Origin of the sequence: Amycolatopsis sp. AA4 (genome assembly GCF_002796545.1) — a bacterium.
GTDB lineage: Bacteria > Actinomycetota > Actinomycetes > Mycobacteriales > Pseudonocardiaceae > Amycolatopsis.
In genome coordinates this window covers 2481984-2497494 of the sequence record NZ_CP024894.1, presented here as the reverse complement: position 1 = coordinate 2497494, position 15511 = coordinate 2481984, and the positions used below count along the sequence as shown (strand labels likewise).

Genomic DNA, 15511 nt, shown 5'->3' with positions numbered 1-15511 from the left:
GCGGAGACCCTCTCCTCCCTCCCGGCCCTCTCCCGTTGCGCGAAGCCGCGAGTCACAGCTCCAGCCACATGACGCGCAACCCGACCCGTCCCTCGACCGGATGCTGAAACGCTCCCGGCGCGACCCCCAGCGTCACGAACCCCAGGCTCTCGTACAGCCGGATCGCGGGCGCATTGGTCTCCACCACCGCGTTGAACTGGATCGCCGCGAACCCCGACCGCCGGGCCCAGGCGATCAGGTCCACCACCAATGCCCGCCCGACGCCGGAGCCGCGCGCGTCCCGGGAGACCATCAAACTCCCCGAAGCGACATGGCTGCCCGGCCCCGGCCGGTTGGCGTACATGTTCGCCGTGCCCAGCACCCGGTCGCCCTCGGCCGCGACGACCACTCGGGCCGGGGCGGGAACCAGCCACTGCCGACGGGCCTCCGATTCGCTCATCGCCGGGTCGTAGGGGAAGGTCTGCTGCTCGGTCACCACGTCCCGGATGATCGGCCAGATCCCCGGCCAATCGCCGGCGCCGGCTTCCCGGATCGTCAACGGCATCTGCCTACCGTGCTGACCGGACACCGGCCCGCGCAACTCATTTACAGCACAAAGGAATCCGACCAGGGCTGGCTCGACCGGCCGGACAACGCGTCCAGCAACGTCACCGCCTGCTTGTCCGTCAGCGAGGCCACGAAGTCCACGACCGCGCGCCCCCGGGCCAGGCCGCGCACCGCGTCCGCGCCTTCGATCCGTTCGCCCGTCGCGCCCACCAGCAGCTCCGGCGCGGTCCGGGCGAGGTCCGAGTACTCGCCGTGCGCCAGTTCCATCAGGTCGTGCAGCCGCCGCGGCAAGCGGGAGGCCTCGTCGCGGTCCAGGAGCCACGCATCGAGCGCGTCGACCAGCGTCGTGACCAGGCTGGCCTGACCGCGCTGATGCAGGGCGAGATCGGGGCGCAGCAACACAAACCGGCGGTGGACGAACTTCAGGACCTGCACCTCGTGCCACTGCGCGGGCCGCAGCGAGACGTGCCCGGACCGGGTCGGGGGCGACGACAGGACGAAAACGCCGTCCACCAGCCGCGCCATCCAGTTCGCGGAGAACGCGGCGGTCGCCTGTTCGGCTTCGGTCGAGCCGTCGAAGCCGTCCGCGAGCAGGCCGTCGACCAGTTCCCGTTGGACGCGCGCGACCGCCGCGGCGAAGGCGTCGTCGTCCACGATCCAGCTGTCCTTCAGGTGCATGCGGCGGCGCATCCGTTCCAGGGAACGGCCTGGGCGGCGGATTTCCGCGGTCAGCCGGGCGTCGTCCAGCGAAGCCAGGTCGACGGCGTGCGCCAGCCACTCCCCCAGTTCGGCGGCGACGGGGGCGTGCTGCAGGACGCCGATGCGGTGGAAGTCCTGCAGGTCGTGGATCGCGTACGCGATGTCGTCGGCCGTGTCCATCACGGACGCTTCCACCGTCTGCTGCCACGGCTCGATCCGCCCGGCGAACGGGGCCCGCGCCTGTTCGAAGTCGTCCAATTCCGTGACGTAGGCGGAAAACTTGCTCGCGCCGGTGCCGGGAGCGTCGTCGGGTTCGTCGGCGCCGCGGGGCGGCCTCGGCAGCTCGGTCGGATGCGGCTGCGGATAGTGCAGCCGCGCCCACGGGTACTTCAGGACCGCGGCGCGGACGGCGGTCGTCAGGTCGAGGCCGATCGCGGACGGGCCGCGCACGTCCGTCGTCGTGATGATGCGGAACGACTGCGCGTTGCCCTCGAACCCGTCGGCGAGGCCGAACCGGTGCCGCGCGATCCGGTCCAGGGTCTGCTCGCCGAGATGCCCGAACGGCGGGTGCCCGAGGTCGTGCGCCAGCGCGGCGGCCTCGCACGCGTCCGGGTCGCAGCCGCCGAGTTTCGCGGCCAGTTCGGCCGACTCGCTCGATCCGGTGATCCGCTCCGCGATCCCGCGCGCGACCTGCGCGACCTTCAGGCTGTGCGTCAGCCGGTTGTGCAGCAGCCCGGCGCCGCCGGCGCTGACCACCTGGGTGACGCCGCCGAGCCGCGCGAAGAACGGCGACGCGGTGATCCGGTCGCGGTCGACGCGGAACGGGCTGGTCGCCAGATCGGTGAACCCGCCCGCCCCGTTCGCCGGGTCCCGGCGCGCTGCCCTCGGATCGGTGTCGTCCATGTGTCCCACCGTATCCGCCCGTCCGGCAGGATTGCGGGATGACCGACGTGCTGGTGGCGGGCGGCGGCCCGGCCGGACGGGCGCTGGCGGCGGCGTGCGCCCGGCGGGGCCTGGAAACGGCCGTGCTCGACCCGGATCCGCACCGAAAGTGGCCGAATACCTACGGACTGTGGGCCGACGAAGTCCCCGAATTGCCGGACAAAGCGATCGCCGCGGCACCGGCGACGACGCTGGCGTTCGGGACCCGCGAGCACCGCGTCGACCGGGCGTACCGGGTGCTCGACAACGCCGGGCTGCGCGAGTGGCTCACCGAACCGGCGGTCCAGATCATCACGGGCAAGGCGACCGGTGCGGACCACGGCCCGCACGGTTCGACGGTCCTCCTCGCCGACGGGCGGCGTCTCGCTGCCGCGGTGTTCGTCGACGCGTCGGGCGCGCCCAAGCTCCGGCCTCCGCGCGCCGAGCAGACCGCGTACGGGCTCGTGCTGCCCGCGGACCAAGCCGAGCGACTGGTCCCGCCCGACACTGCGGTCTTCATGGACTGGCGCGACGGCACGGACAGCTTCCGCTACCTGCTGCCCCTCGGCGACGGCTCCGTCCTGGTCGAGGAGACCTCCCTGGCCCGCAAGCCCGGGCTCCCGGTGTCCGAACTGGCCCAGCGGCTGCATGCCCGGCTCGCCGCGGCCGGAATCCGTCCGGCGGGCCGGGTCGAGCGGGTGCGGATCGTGCTCGACGTCCCGCTGCCGAAGCGCGGCCAGGCGGTGCCGTTCGGGGTCGCGGGCGCGCTCGTCCACCCGGCGACCGGCTACAGCCTCGCGACCGCGCTGCAGCTCGCGCCCCGCGTCGCGGAGGCTCTCGCGGATTCGTTCGACGCGGGTCCAACGGCGGCCGCCAGTGCTGCCCGGAAGGCATTGTGGCCGGCCGAAGCCCGCGCGGTGCATGCCTTGCGCCGCCACGGACTCCGTGCATTGTGCGGAATGTCACCTGCGCAGTCAGCGCAATTTTTCGACCTGTTCTTCAGTCTCCCGGTCCCGGCGCAGCGCGCGTTCACCTCGGGCCGTGCCGACCTGCCCGGCACGGCCTCGACCATGGCAAACCTGTTCCGCGCCGCCCCGGCCGGGCTTCGCCGGAGGCTGCTCGGCTGAGTCCGTGCCGGGAATTTTCCCGCTCCCGATCGAGGGAACGCGAAAAGCGTTTTGTTACTCCGATCCGGTGGCCAAAGTGCCGCGCTGGTGAACATCAGCTGACAACGGTTTCGCAGTCGGGTTCGGCGGTGCGAGTATCGCCTCCGTGACGACGCTGCGTGCGGTCCGATTCGCCTTCCAGCCGATGTACAGCTTGCACACCGGCGGAGTCGTCGCGTACGAAGCACTGGCCCGGCCGGGCCGGGGCACGGCGCACGAACTGCTCGCCGAGGCCCGCCGCGCGGGCCGGCTCACCGAGGTCGACCTCGGGCTGGCCGCCGCCGCGGTGCGGCAGGAAGCCGAGCGCCCCAGCGCGCTCCCGCTGCACCTCAACGTCTCCGCGCGCACGCTCGCGTCGCCGCTGGAGGCGTTCGCCGAACTGATCGCCGAACTCGGCGCGGCCGGACGGCGCACCCGCGACGTCGTGCTCGAGATCGGGCCGCCGTTCACGCACCTGCCCACCGGCCGCCTGCTCGACGGCATGCGCGCGCTCACCGAACAGGGCTTCCGGCTCGCACTCGACGGGCTCGGCCGCGGCGACCTGCCGCTGGCGCTGCTCGCGCAGTCGCCGGTGGACCTGGTGAAGCTCGACCGCAGCGTGCTGCGCGGCCTGCCCGGCGACCCGGCGTCGACCGCGGTCGTCGAGGCGCTGCTGCACTACACGACGCGCACGAACACCCGGCTGGTCGCGACCGGGATCGAGACCGAGTCGCAGCTCGACGCGGCGCAGAGCCTCGGCGTCCGGATCGCGCAGGGCAATCTGCTCGCGCCGCCCGCTCCGCACCGGTCCGCGCCCGCCTCCGGCGCGGTCCTCCCGGAGGACCGCCGCACGCCCGCGCCGCCGCAGGCCCCGCGCGTCGGCGATTTCCTGCGCCCGGCCACGACCTTGCCGGTAGACGCGACCTGCGACGACGTCCGCGAGGTCCTCGCCGCCGCGGACGCGCCGAGCGGCGTGGTCGGCGTCGACGCGGACAACCGTCCACAGTGGTCAGTCGACCGGACGCGGTTCCTCGTGACCATCACCGGCCCGTACGGACACGCCCTGCACGCGAAGCGACCCGCCGCGCGGCTGGCGGACAAACCGCACCTGATCGAGGCGGGCGCGAGCGCGCTGGAGTTCCTGGAACTGGTCACCGACGCCGATTGGGGCCGCACCGGAGACGACGTCGTGGTGGTCGACGCGGCCGGGCACTGCCTCGGCGTGGTGCTGGTGACCGAGGTCGTGCGCGGGGTCGCCGAGGCGAAGGTCGAGGAGGCGGTCACGCTCAGCCCGCTCACCCGCCTGCCGGGCAGCGAAGCGGCGGCGCGCGACGTCGAACGCCGCATCGCGAGCGGCGAGCAGTTCGTGGCGGCGTGGCTGGACGTGGACGCGTTCAAGTCGGTCAACGACAACGCCGGGTTCGCCGCGGGAGACGACCTGATCCGCGCACTGGGCGAGACGCTGACCGACCTCGCCCGGCGGCTGCCGCGGATGCGCGTGAGCCACGTGGGCGGCGACGACTTCCTGATCGTGTGCGACGTGGACGAGATCGGCACGGTCGCCGCGGCTTTGCTGGACACGCATTGGTCCGCCGAGGGCATGCCGGTGACGGTGTCGCTGGCGACGCTGGTGTGCGGCAGCGGGACCATTCCGTCCTATCGGGACGCTTCCCGGCTCCTCGCCCCGCTCAAGAAACGCGCCAAAGCCGTCCCGGGCTCCAGCTGGGTCCTCAGCCGCCCCGGCAGCGACCGCGTCGAAGTGCTGCGCGGCATCGGACGCGACGTCGCCATCAGCCGCTCGGCCTGACGAACCCCGACTCGTACGCCCGGATCACCGCCTGCGTCCGGTCCCGCGCGCCCAGCTTCGACAGCACGTTGCCGACGTGCGTTTTCACCGTCTGCAGCCCCAGGTACAGCTCCGCCGCGATCTCCCCGTTGGACAGTCCCGCCGCCATCAGCCGCAGGACGTCGCGTTCCCGTTCGGTCAGGAAGTCCAGCGGGGCCGCGGCACCCGGCGAGCGGCGCGCGGCCATGCCCCGGATCGCGGCCGGGAACAGCAGCGAATCCCCCGCCAGCACCGTGCGGATCCCGGCGACGATCTCCTCCGGGCGAGCCCGTTTCAGCAGGAACCCGCTGGCCCCGGCGAGCAGCGCGTCGTACACGTAGTCGTCGTTTTCGAAGGTGGTCACCACGATCACCTTCGGCGGATCCTCCACAGTGGACAGAAGATGCTCCGTCGCCCGGATCCCGTCCACCGCGGGCATCCGCACGTCCATCAGCACCACGTCCGGCCGCAACTGCCCGACGAGACCCGGCACCTCGGCGCCGTCGGCGGCTTCGCCGACCACAGTCAGGTCCGGTTCGCTGTCCACGATCGCGCGCAGCCCGGCCCGGATCAGCCGTTCGTCGTCCACCAGCAGGACCCGCACGCTCACCGGTTCCCCCACGGCACCGTCACCACGACCTCCCAGTTTCCGCCCACCGGTCCCGCCGACAGCTTGCCACCCACCAGTTCCGCCCGCTCCGCCATGCCCCGCAGACCCCGTCCGCCGCGGGCGCGCGACGGCCGCGCCGAGCCGAGCGGGTTCGCGACCGCGGCGCGCAATTGCCCGTCCGCGACCGCCAGCGCGACGGTGACCGGCACCTTGCCCGCGTACCGCACCGCGTTGGTCAAGCATTCCTGCAGGATCCGGTACACCTCACGGGAAACCACCGCTGGCACGGTCGAGACATCGCCCTGCACCTCGACGTGGCACTCCGTCCCGGACTGCTGCGTCACGGCGATCAGCGCGGGCAGCTTGGCGAGACCCGCGTGCGGCGTCCGGTCGCGTGCTTCGTCGCGGAGCAGGCCGAGGACGTGGTCGAGATCGTCGAGCGCGGTGCGAGCGGATTCCTCGATCGCGGTGAGCGCTTCCTCGGTGAAGCCGGGATCGGTGTGCAACGTCCGCCGCGCGGCCCCGGCTTGCAGCGTGACCACCGAAAGCGCGTGTCCGACGGAATCGTGGAGTTCGCGCGCGAGCCGGGTGCGTTCGGCGAGCAAGTCGGTGCGGCGTTCGAGCTGCGCGATCCTTTCGGCGGCGGACCAGCCGAGCAACCGGGCCGCCGCGCGGCGCAGCAGTCCGCCGACGCCCCACACGAAGTAGATCAGCACAACGAAAGCCGCCACGAACGCCGCGGGCAGCCACGCCGAAGCCCAGCCGCGCGGAACGGTCAGCTGGAAATCCGGGGTGTCGACAAGCCGACCGGTGAAGACCGCGTTGATCGCGAACCCGAATCCGGCCGGGATCGCGAGCGTCGCGAGCCCGGTGCACAGACCGGCCACGACGTGCAGCACGAACATCGCCGCGCACCGCACGCGCCCGCGTCCCGGCGCGGCCTGCGCGAGCAGTTCCCGCACCGCCGCGGCCTCCAGCACTCGCACCGCGGGCAGGAACGCGGTCGCGGCCAGCACGACCAGCATCACGACGAAACCGGTGAGGCTCGCCCAGCCCATCGTCGTGGCGAACGGCACCAGCGCGGGCATCGCGACCATGGCGAGCAACAGGTACGGCACGCTGAGCGCGGCGCCGAGGATCAGGTACACCCACCGGCGATAGGTGACCCCGCTGACCAGCGGACGGAAGAAACGCACGCGCCAATCCTGACAGGCGGTCCCGGCGGACGCCTCCCTCCAGGGCGGGACCCGGCCGCCGGTTTTCTGGCACCGTGGACCGCATGCCTCCCGAAGAGAGCACCGTGATCAACGATTACGACCTGCTGGCCGACACCTATGCCAGCTGGTCGGACACCGAAATCCAGAACGCGTACTACGAGCGGCCCGCTGTGCTGGCGCTGGCCGGGGACGTGGCCGGGCGGCGGATTCTCGACGCGGGCTGCGGCGCCGGGCCGCTGACCGCCTCACTGCGCGAACGCGGCGCGGAAGTGTCCGGATTCGACCTCAGCAGCGGCATGCTCGAAATCGCCCGCCGACGGCTCGGGCCCGACGCGGACCTGCGCGTCGCCGACGTGGCCGAGCCGCTCCCCTACGCGGACCACGCGTTCGACGACGTCGTCGCCTCGCTCGTGCTGCACTACCTCGAGGACTGGGGCCCGACGCTCGGCGAGTTCCACCGCATCCTCAAGCCCGGCGGACGGCTGATCGTGGTGGTCGACCATCCGTTCGTGATCCACCTGCTGCAGCGGCAAGCCGGGCAGCAGACCGACTATTCGGTCACTTACGCCTGGACCGAGGACTGGGAGGTCGGCGGGAGCACGACCCCGATGCGCTTCTGGAACCGGCCGCTGCACGCGATGACCGACGCGTTCGCCGCGGCCGGGTTCCGGATCTCGGTGATCAGCGAGCCGAAACCGGTGCCGGAGGCGGAAAAGCTGTTCCCGGAGGACTACCGGATGCTGTGTGTGAGCCCGAGCTTCCTGTTTTTCGTGCTGCACGCGGAATAGCGGCGTCGTGAGTGCTGGTGCTAACCGGCACCGGCACTCACGAGGTCCGGCGAGGGCCTCCCTGCGAGGGCCCGAGGGCGCTGGGGTGTCGTGAGTGTTTGTGCCGGTTAGAACCGGCACAAACACTCACGAGTCCTCAGTAGACAGTCGTCGTGACCCGCGTGCCCTCGGTCCGGAACCCGTTGGCCCACAGCTGCTGCACCTTCGCCGACTCCTGTGCGTCCGGCTTCGCGTTGGTGCACGACGTGCCCGGGCCGTGGCCCGACATCAGCTCCGTGCACGGGCCCTCGTAGTGGTCCGGCAGACCGAGGTTGTGGCCGAGTTCGTGCGCGGCGATGCGGGTCGGGTCGTAGCCCTCGGCGACCTGGCTCGTGTCCAGGTAGACGTCGCCGTTGCCGTGCCCGTCGGTCTGCGTGTACGAGCCCCCGCTGTGCACCTCGTGGAGCACGATCGTCGCCTTGCCGTCGTCCTTGACGAGCTGTACGTCGCTGACCGCGGCGTTCCAGTTCGCCGCGCCCTGGTCGATCTGCGCGACGTAGTCCGGCGCGCCGGCCGAGCTGTAGTAGACGGTGGTCGCCGCGGCGGCGGACGCGGCGGGCGCGGTCGCCAGGCCTAGGCCGAGCGGCGCGGCGGCGCCCACGGCCAGTGCGGCGATCCGCCGGAACCCTCGTGCGTGCATCGTGTCCTCCGTACCTCGTCGAGAAAGCAAGCAACCCGTTATCTGCTCGATGACGTTAGAAGTTCACCATCGCCGCGACCACGTCCGAAAGTAGGACGCTCCCCCGCGAGAGGGAGGCCCGTCCCGCCCCGGCTGGATCCGCGCGCGCCGCCGCGCTGGTGTGCTCGTCGGCATGCAAACGCTGCTGCTCGGCCTGCTGGCCTACGTCGTCGTGCTGTGGCCGCTCGTCGCCGCGGCCCGGAAGGTGCTCGGGGTGCGCGTCGGTCTCGTCCGGGCGCTCGGCGCCGCGGTCGCGGGCTGGCTCGTCGCGGGCACCGTCGTCCGGCTCTTCCCGATCGCCGTGCTGAGCAACGCCGGGGTCGCGATCGGACTGCTGATCCCGCTGGCGGGCAGCGCGCTCGCGGTGACCCTGCTGGTCCTTTTCGTCGCCGAACTCGCGATTCCGTCCGGCGGGCCCGGACTGTTCGCCCGGATGCGGTCGCTGCGGTCGCGCGCCGCCCGCACCCGGCGCTACTCGCGGATCATGCGCATCGCGATCCGGCACGGCCTCGGCTCGTTCCTCACCGGCCGCCGCACCGCGGGACCCGACGGCTCCGCGAAACTCGCACGGTCACTGCGGTTGGCGCTCGAAGAAGCGGGCGTGACGTTCGTGAAGCTCGGCCAACTGCTCTCGACCCGCGCGGATCTCCTTCCGCCGGTGTACATCCGCGAACTCAGCAAGCTGCACGACCAGGTCCCGCCCGCGCCTGAGGACGAGGTGCGCGCGTTGCTGCGCGAGGAAATCGACCTCGCCGCCTTCGCGCACCTCGACGACGAACCCCTTGCCGCGGCGTCGATCGCGCAGGTTTACGGCGCCCGGCTGCGATCCGGCGCCGAGGTCGTCGTGAAGGTGCAGCGGCCCGGGATTCGCGAGCAGGTGGAACGCGACATCGACATCGTCCGCCGCCTCGCCGCCGTCCTGTACGAACGCGCCGACTGGGCGCGCTCGCTCGGCGTGCGGGAACTGGCCGACGGATTCGCCGAATCCCTTGAGGACGAACTGGATTTTCGCACCGAAGCCGCGAACATCGAGGCGATCGCCGCGCATCCGACCCCCGGCGTCACGCTGCCGACTGTCCACAAAGCACTGTCCACCGAGCGCGTACTGGTGATGCGAAGGCTGGACGGCAAACCGCTGTCTTCCGGTTCCGCGTGCTCGCGCGAAGGACTCGCCCGCACCTTCCTGCGCGGCCTGCTCGACCAGGTGCTGCTGGGCGGGGTGTTCCACGCGGATCCGCATCCGGGCAACGTTCTGCTGCTCGAAGACGGCACTCTCGGCCTGCTCGACTTCGGTTCCGTCGGTCGCCTCGACGCCCGCCTGCGCGCCGGTCTGCAAGCCCTGCTGCCCGCCGTCGACCGCGGCGACCCGGCCGGCGTCCGCGACGGTCTGCTGGAAATCGTCGACCGCCCCGAAGATCTCGACGAACAACGCCTCGAACGCGCCATCGGAGCCCTGCTGGCCCGGCACTTCGGCCCGGGCCGGACGCCCGGACTCGACCTGTTCACCGGCCTGTTCCGCGTCATCGCCGACTTCCGCCTGGCCGTGCCGCCGCCGATCGCCGCGGTGTTCCGGGCGCTGGCGACCATGGAAGGCACGCTCGCGACACTGGCTCCCGACTTCGACCTGGTCGCCGAATCCCGCGCGTTCGCCACCGAACGCATGGGCCTGCGCCCGGAAACGCTGCACCGCACCGTCACCGACGAATTCACCGCGCTGCTGCCGGTGCTGCGCCGCCTGCCCCGCCGCGTCGACCGCATCGGCGCGGCACTGGAGGAAGGCAGGCTGTCGGTGAACATGCGGCTGTTCTCCGACGAACGCGACCGCGACCTGGTGACCGGCCTCGTGCACGAGGTGCTGCTGGCCCTGGTCGGCATCGCGACCGGGCTGATGGCGGTGCTGCTGCTGGCCAGTTCGAGCGGTCCGCAGCTGGTGCCCGGACTGACGCTGAACCACGTCTTCGGCTACAACCTGCTGATGATCAGCGCCCTGGCCGGGCTGCGACTGCTCTTCGTCGTCTTCCGCCGCTCAGGACGGCGATCACGAGCGGACCGCCGAACCCGATGATCACCGCTGCGGCTCCGACCCCGGCGCCGGCGCACGTGGCGACCGCCGGAATCTGCTTGCCCCAGAACAGATTCCCCACCGCCGACCCGACACCGTTTCGGCTACAACCTGCTGATGATCAGCGCCCTGGCCGGGCTGCGACTGCTCTTCGTCGTCTTCCGCCGCTCAGGACGGCGATCACGAGCGGACCGCCGAACCCGATGAGCACCGCTGCGACTCCGACCCCGGCGCCGGCGCACGTGGCGACCGCCGGAATCTGCTTGCCCCAGAACAGATTCCCCACCGCCGACCCGACACCGTTTCGGCTACAACCTGCTGATGATCAGCGCCCTGGCCGGGTTGCGGCTGCTCTTCGTCGTCTTCCGCCGCTCAGGACGGCGATCACGAGCGGACCGCCGAACCCGATGAGCACCGCTGCGACTCCGACCCCGGCGTCGACGAACGTGGCGACCGCCGGAATCTGCTTGCCCCAGAACAGATTCCCCGACGCCGACCCGACGCCGTACCCAAGAACAGCGGCACCACGGGTCCAAGTCGTCGCTACGAGACCGGACGCCACCCCGCTCCAGCACTGGCCCGACGCCGTTTCCGGCTCCGGCGCGCCCCCGTCACCACCGCGCCCAAGAACCCGAGCAGAAACGCCCCGGCCCCCGCCCAGACGAGCACCCGCCCCAGGAACGGTCCCTCATCCGCCTCCGGCGCACCCGGCAATCCGGCGGCGGTGAACGCCGTCGTCGGCGGCAGCGTGCGCACCCACCACCGGCTCGGCCCGGTGGCGGCCACGATGCCGTACACGTCGGACACCGGGATCGAGCCGTCCAGTCCGCTGGCCTCCACGTTGCGGGAGTCCCAGCCGAGGTCGCGCCGGTCGCCGGCCACGAAGACCGCGTCCTTCGGGACGAGCGCGCGGAACACCGGTCCGTCGCCGCTCGCGTAGGGCTCGTCGACGGATTTGCCGTTCACCACGAGCCGGCGCTTCTCGTCGCAGCAGCGCACGTCGTCGCCGCCCACGCCGAGCACCCGGCCCAGCAGGACGAACGCCCGGTCGCCCTGGTGCGCGGGCATGCGCGCCAGCACGACGTCGCCGCGGTGGTAGACCTGCCCGTCCCGCTTGCCGAAGACAATCGTCGTCCCGGCGGGCACGGCGGGAGCCATCACGCCGGCAAGCACCCTCGTCGAGTGGTAGCTGAGCACCGTCACCAGCCCGTACCCGCATCCGGCCACCCCGGCGAGTGCGACCACCACGAACAACGCCAGCACCGCCGAGAACCGGCGACGCGCGCGGACAACCGGCGGCGGCGCCGGGAAACCGTCGATCACCTCGCGAGGATCGGCGGAACCCGCGGATCCGTTACGCGGCCCGGGATCGTCCGGGCGGATTGTGCCGCTCTGTCCATAATGGACCCGTGCGACCACGCGCTGCCGTATAGGTCGTTATACGGATTTCACTCCCGAAGAATCGAATTGAGCGGCCGTCCGACGTCGCCGTACGCGGTCATCGGGCCGGGGCTCACCGTGAACGCGATCGTCCCCGCCAGCGCCACCACGACGGTCAGCCCGCCCAGCAGCGAGCCCGTGCGGGCCAGGTCGCCGCCGTGCCGTTTCGCTCCCCCCAGCCGTCCGAGCACCACCGCCAGGACTCCGGCCAGCAGCGCCACGAACCACAGCGCGCCGAGCACCAGGATGAACACCTCGGCCACGAGCGGATAAACCCCGCTCAGGAGCAGCCGCGGCCGCACCAGCAGCCAGGCCAGCCAGGTCAGCACCGCGAGCGAGAAACTCACCGCGGCCACGGACACCGCTCCCACGGCCAGGCCGCGGCTCGGTCTTTCTTCTGTTTCGGAGACGGCTTCGGGCACGGATTCGGTCATTGCTCAGTGATAGCACCCAGCCCCGACAGAATCCGGCGTTCCGCCCGCATTCGCCCGAACGCGCCGACCCCGGATACGGCGAAGGCCGCCCCCGGAAAACCAGGAGCGGCCTTCGCCGACAGCAAACCTCAGACCGTGAAACCGAGCGCCCGCAACTGCTCGCGGCCGTCGTCGGTGATCTTCTCCGGGCCCCACGGCGGCATCCAGACCCAGTTGATCCGGAAGTCGTTCACCAGGCCGCCGGACGTCAGCGCCGCCGACGTCTGGTCCTCGATCACGTCGGTGAGCGGGCAGGCCGCGGACGTGAGGGTCATGTCCAGCGTCGCGGTGTTGTCCGCTTCCACCCGGATGTCGTAGACCAAGCCGAGGTCCACGACGTTGATGCCGAGTTCCGGGTCTACGACGTCGCGCATCGCTTCCTCGACGTCCTCGATCTTGGCGATGTCGGCGGGGACGGCGGCGGCCTGCTCGGGCAGGTCCGCGGCGGTGCGCCCCTCGCGCGGGTCAGTGACCGTCTCTTCGCTCATGCCTTCTCAGCTCCCGTGGTGGTACTGGACACCGCGTCCTTGAACGCCATCCAGCCGAGCAGGGCGCACTTCACGCGCGCCGGGTACTTCGCGACGCCGGCGAACGCGACGCCGTCCTCCAGGACGTCCTCGTCCGGTTCGACCTTGCCCTTGCCCTGCATCAGTTCCACGAAGGCGTCCATGGTCGCGAACGCCTCGTCGACCGTGTGCCCGACGACCAGGTCGGTCAGCACCGACGCGGACGCCTGGCTGATCGAGCAGCCCTGCCCGTCGTACGACACGTCCTCGACTTTGCCGTCGCTGACCTTCACCCGCAAGGTGATCTCGTCGCCGCAGGTCGGGTTGACCTGGAACGACTCCGCGTCGAACGGATCGCGCAGGCCGCGGCCGTGCGGGTTCTTGTAGTGGTCCAGGATGATCTCCTGGTACATGCTCTCCAGGTTCACTGGTCCACCCCGAAGAACTTCTGCGCCTCGCGGATCCCGGCGACCAGCGCGTCCACTTCGGACAGCGTGTTGTACAGGTAGAAGCTCGCCCGCACGGTCGCCGGCACCGAACAGGCCCGGTGCAGCGGCCACGCGCAGTGGTGCCCCACCCGCACGGCGATGCCGAGGCTGTCGAGCACCTGGCCGGCGTCGTGCGGGTGCACGCCGTCGATCACGAACGCGACGGTCGCCCCGCGGTCCTTCAGGTCGGTCGGCCCGACGATGCGCACGCCCGGGATCTCGCTGATGCCCGCGATCGCGGCCGCCGCCAGCTCGTGCTCGTGCGCCGCGACGCGGTCCATCCCGATGGCGGACAGGTAGTCCACCGCCGCGCCGAGGCCGATCGCCTGCGACGTCATCGGCACCCCGGCCTCGAACCGCTGCGGCGGCGCGGCGAACGTGGTGCGCTCCATCGTGACCAGCTCGATCATCGAGCCGCCGGTCAGGAACGGCGGCATCGCTTCGAGCAGTTCGGTCCGGCCGTACAGCACGCCGATCCCGGACGGGGCCAGCATCTTGTGCCCGGAAAACACCGCGAAGTCGACGCCGAGCGCGTGGAAGTCCACCGGGAAGTGCGGCACCGACTGGCAGGCGTCGAGGACGGTGAGCGCACCGACCTCCTTCGCCTTGGCGACCAGCTTGTCCACCGGGTTGACCGTGCCGAGCACGTTGGACTGGTGCGCGAACGCGACCACCTTCGTGCGCGGCGTCAGCACACTGTCCATATCGGACAGATCAAGCCGGCCGTCGGGGGTGACCTTGAACCACTTCAGCGTCGCCCCGGTGCGCTCGCACAACTGCTGCCACGGCACCAGGTTCGCGTGGTGCTCCATTTCGGTGATGACGATTTCGTCGCCCTCGCCGATCCGGAACCGCTCGGCTTCCGGCCCGGCGGTGGCGGCGTTGCTCATCGCGTACGCCACGAGGTTGATGCCCTCGGTGGCGTTCTTGGTGAACACCAGCTCCTCCGGGTCCGCGCCGACGAATTCCGCGGTCTTGGCGCGCGCGGATTCGTAGGCGTCGGTGGCCTCTTCGGACAGCTGGTGCGCGCCGCGGTGCACGGCCGAGTTCGACGTGAACACGTACCGCCGTTCCGCGTCGAGCACCTGCACCGGCCGTTGCGAGGTCGCTCCGGAGTCCAGGTACACCAAGGGTTTCCCGTCGCGCACGGTGCGCGTCAGGATCGGGAAGTCGGCACGCAGTGCCGCCACGTCAAGGGGAACAGAGTTGGTCGGGCTGTTCGAAGCCGTGGTGGTCATCGAGCCAACTCCTCTCTCGTGGTGTCGTCGGGAACGGGGCGCGGGGAACGTCAGGCCTTGGCCGGCTCGGGGGAGCCGACGTACTTGACGTAGCCGTTCTCCTCCAGCTCGTCGGCCAGTTCGCGGCCGCCGGACTCGACGATGCGGCCGTCGGCGAAGACGTGCACGAAGTCCGGGGTGATGTGCCGCAGGATGCGGGTGTAGTGCGTGATCAGCATGACGCCGACCTCGTTGCCCGCCTTGTACTCGTTGACGCCCTCGGACACGACGCGCAGCGCGTCGACGTCGAGGCCGGAGTCGGTCTCGTCGAGAATGGCGAACTTCGGCTTGAGCAGCGCCAGCTGCAGGATCTCGTGGCGCTTCTTCTCGCCGCCGGAGAAGCCCTCGTTCACCGAGCGCTCGGCGAACTCCTGGGAGATGCCGAGCTTGCCCATCTCCTCCTTGACCTCCTTGACCCAGTGGCGCAGCTTGGGAGCCTCGCCCCGGACCGCGGTGGCCGCGGTGCGCAGGAAGTTCGACATCGAGACGCCGGGCACCTCGACCGGGTACTGCATGGCGAGGAAGAGGCCGGCGCGGGCGCGCTCGTCGACGCTCATCTCGAGCACGTTCTCGCCGTCCAGCAGCACCTCGCCGGAGGTCACCGTGTACTTCGGGTGGCCGGCGATCGCGTAGGACAGGGTGGACTTGCCGGAGCCGTTCGGGCCCATGATCGCGTGCGTCTCGCCGGACCGGATGGTCAGGTTGACGCCCTTGAGGATCTCCTTGGCACCGTCTTCGGTGGTCACCGAAGCGTGCAGGTCCTTGATTTCCAGGGTAGCCATTCTGCTTTTCCTAA

Annotated in this window: 15 protein-coding genes; 4 read left to right on the top strand and 11 right to left on the bottom strand. The window is 71.1% G+C overall.

Annotation, left to right across the window (positions count from 1 at the left end; genetic code table 11):
* Positions 1 to 52: 52 nt before the first annotated feature.
* Together CU254_RS11885 and CU254_RS11880 are read right to left on the bottom strand one after the other, a co-directional pair.
* The gene (locus tag CU254_RS11885) at positions 53 to 544 is read right to left on the bottom strand and encodes a GNAT family N-acetyltransferase (RefSeq protein ID WP_009075932.1); all 492 of its coding nucleotides are present in this window, start codon (positions 542 to 544) and stop codon (positions 53 to 55) included.
* 41 nt (positions 545 to 585) lie between these two features.
* Complete coding sequence (locus CU254_RS11880) at positions 586 to 2148, bottom strand: deoxyguanosinetriphosphate triphosphohydrolase family protein (RefSeq protein ID WP_009075929.1); 1563 nt, start codon at positions 2146 to 2148, stop codon at positions 586 to 588.
* Between the two features lie 38 nt (positions 2149 to 2186).
* Here CU254_RS11880 and CU254_RS11875 point away from each other — a divergent pair, with 38 nt between their 5' ends.
* Positions 2187 to 3293, top strand: a complete 1107-nt coding sequence (locus tag CU254_RS11875; protein WP_009075927.1) for a lycopene cyclase family protein — start codon at positions 2187 to 2189, stop codon at positions 3291 to 3293.
* Between the two features lie 145 nt (positions 3294 to 3438).
* Positions 3439 to 5118, top strand: a complete 1680-nt coding sequence (locus CU254_RS11870) for a GGDEF domain-containing protein (RefSeq protein WP_037713384.1) — start codon at positions 3439 to 3441, stop codon at positions 5116 to 5118.
* Here the strand turns inward: CU254_RS11870 and CU254_RS11865 are convergent.
* Positions 5102 to 5746, bottom strand: coding sequence for a response regulator transcription factor (locus CU254_RS11865; protein WP_009075924.1), 645 nt, complete (start codon positions 5744 to 5746; stop codon positions 5102 to 5104). The genes CU254_RS11870 and CU254_RS11865 overlap by 17 nt on opposite strands.
* Entirely contained in the window at positions 5743 to 6942 is a 1200-nt protein-coding gene (locus CU254_RS11860) for a sensor histidine kinase (RefSeq protein WP_009075923.1), read from the bottom strand. The genes CU254_RS11865 and CU254_RS11860 overlap by 4 nt, the downstream gene beginning before the upstream one ends.
* Before the next feature lie 83 nt (positions 6943 to 7025).
* Here CU254_RS11860 and CU254_RS11855 point away from each other — a divergent pair, with 83 nt between their 5' ends.
* The gene (locus tag CU254_RS11855) at positions 7026 to 7751 is read left to right on the top strand and encodes a class I SAM-dependent methyltransferase (protein WP_037716969.1); all 726 of its coding nucleotides are present in this window, start codon (positions 7026 to 7028) and stop codon (positions 7749 to 7751) included.
* 136 nt (positions 7752 to 7887) lie between these two features.
* Here the strand turns inward: CU254_RS11855 and CU254_RS11850 are convergent, their stop codons facing one another.
* Positions 7888 to 8430 carry a snapalysin family zinc-dependent metalloprotease gene (locus tag CU254_RS11850; RefSeq protein ID WP_100266763.1) on the bottom strand — a complete coding sequence of 181 codons (543 nt, stop codon included), beginning with the start codon at positions 8428 to 8430 and terminating at the stop codon, positions 7888 to 7890.
* 172 nt (positions 8431 to 8602) lie between these two features.
* Between CU254_RS11850 and CU254_RS11845 the strand changes: the two genes are divergently transcribed.
* The gene (locus CU254_RS11845) at positions 8603 to 10534 is read left to right on the top strand and encodes an AarF/ABC1/UbiB kinase family protein (protein ID WP_037716967.1); all 1932 of its coding nucleotides are present in this window, start codon (positions 8603 to 8605) and stop codon (positions 10532 to 10534) included.
* Positions 10535 to 11074: 540 nt separating this feature from the next.
* Here CU254_RS11845 and lepB read toward each other — a convergent pair.
* The 6 genes from lepB to sufC all read right to left on the bottom strand — a co-directional run bounded on the left by lepB (position 11075) and on the right by sufC (position 15497).
* Positions 11075 to 11854, bottom strand: a complete 780-nt coding sequence (gene lepB, locus CU254_RS11840; protein ID WP_050788150.1) for a signal peptidase I — start codon at positions 11852 to 11854, stop codon at positions 11075 to 11077.
* Between the two features lie 125 nt (positions 11855 to 11979).
* Complete coding sequence (locus tag CU254_RS11835) at positions 11980 to 12405, bottom strand: hypothetical protein (protein WP_009075918.1); 426 nt, start codon at positions 12403 to 12405, stop codon at positions 11980 to 11982.
* 128 nt (positions 12406 to 12533) lie between these two features.
* Positions 12534 to 12932 (bottom strand): metal-sulfur cluster assembly factor, encoded by a 399-nt coding sequence (locus CU254_RS11830; protein ID WP_009075917.1) that lies wholly within the window; start codon positions 12930 to 12932, stop codon positions 12534 to 12536.
* Entirely contained in the window at positions 12929 to 13378 is a 450-nt protein-coding gene (sufU, locus tag CU254_RS11825; protein WP_009075916.1) for a Fe-S cluster assembly sulfur transfer protein SufU, read from the bottom strand. Before sufU ends, CU254_RS11830 begins: the two co-directional genes overlap by 4 nt.
* Positions 13375 to 14676, bottom strand: coding sequence for a cysteine desulfurase (locus CU254_RS11820; protein WP_037713382.1), 1302 nt, complete (start codon positions 14674 to 14676; stop codon positions 13375 to 13377). Before CU254_RS11820 ends, sufU begins: the two co-directional genes overlap by 4 nt.
* Before the next feature lie 50 nt (positions 14677 to 14726).
* The gene (sufC, locus tag CU254_RS11815; RefSeq protein ID WP_009075914.1) at positions 14727 to 15497 is read right to left on the bottom strand and encodes a Fe-S cluster assembly ATPase SufC; all 771 of its coding nucleotides are present in this window, start codon (positions 15495 to 15497) and stop codon (positions 14727 to 14729) included.
* Positions 15498 to 15511 lie beyond the last annotated feature (14 nt).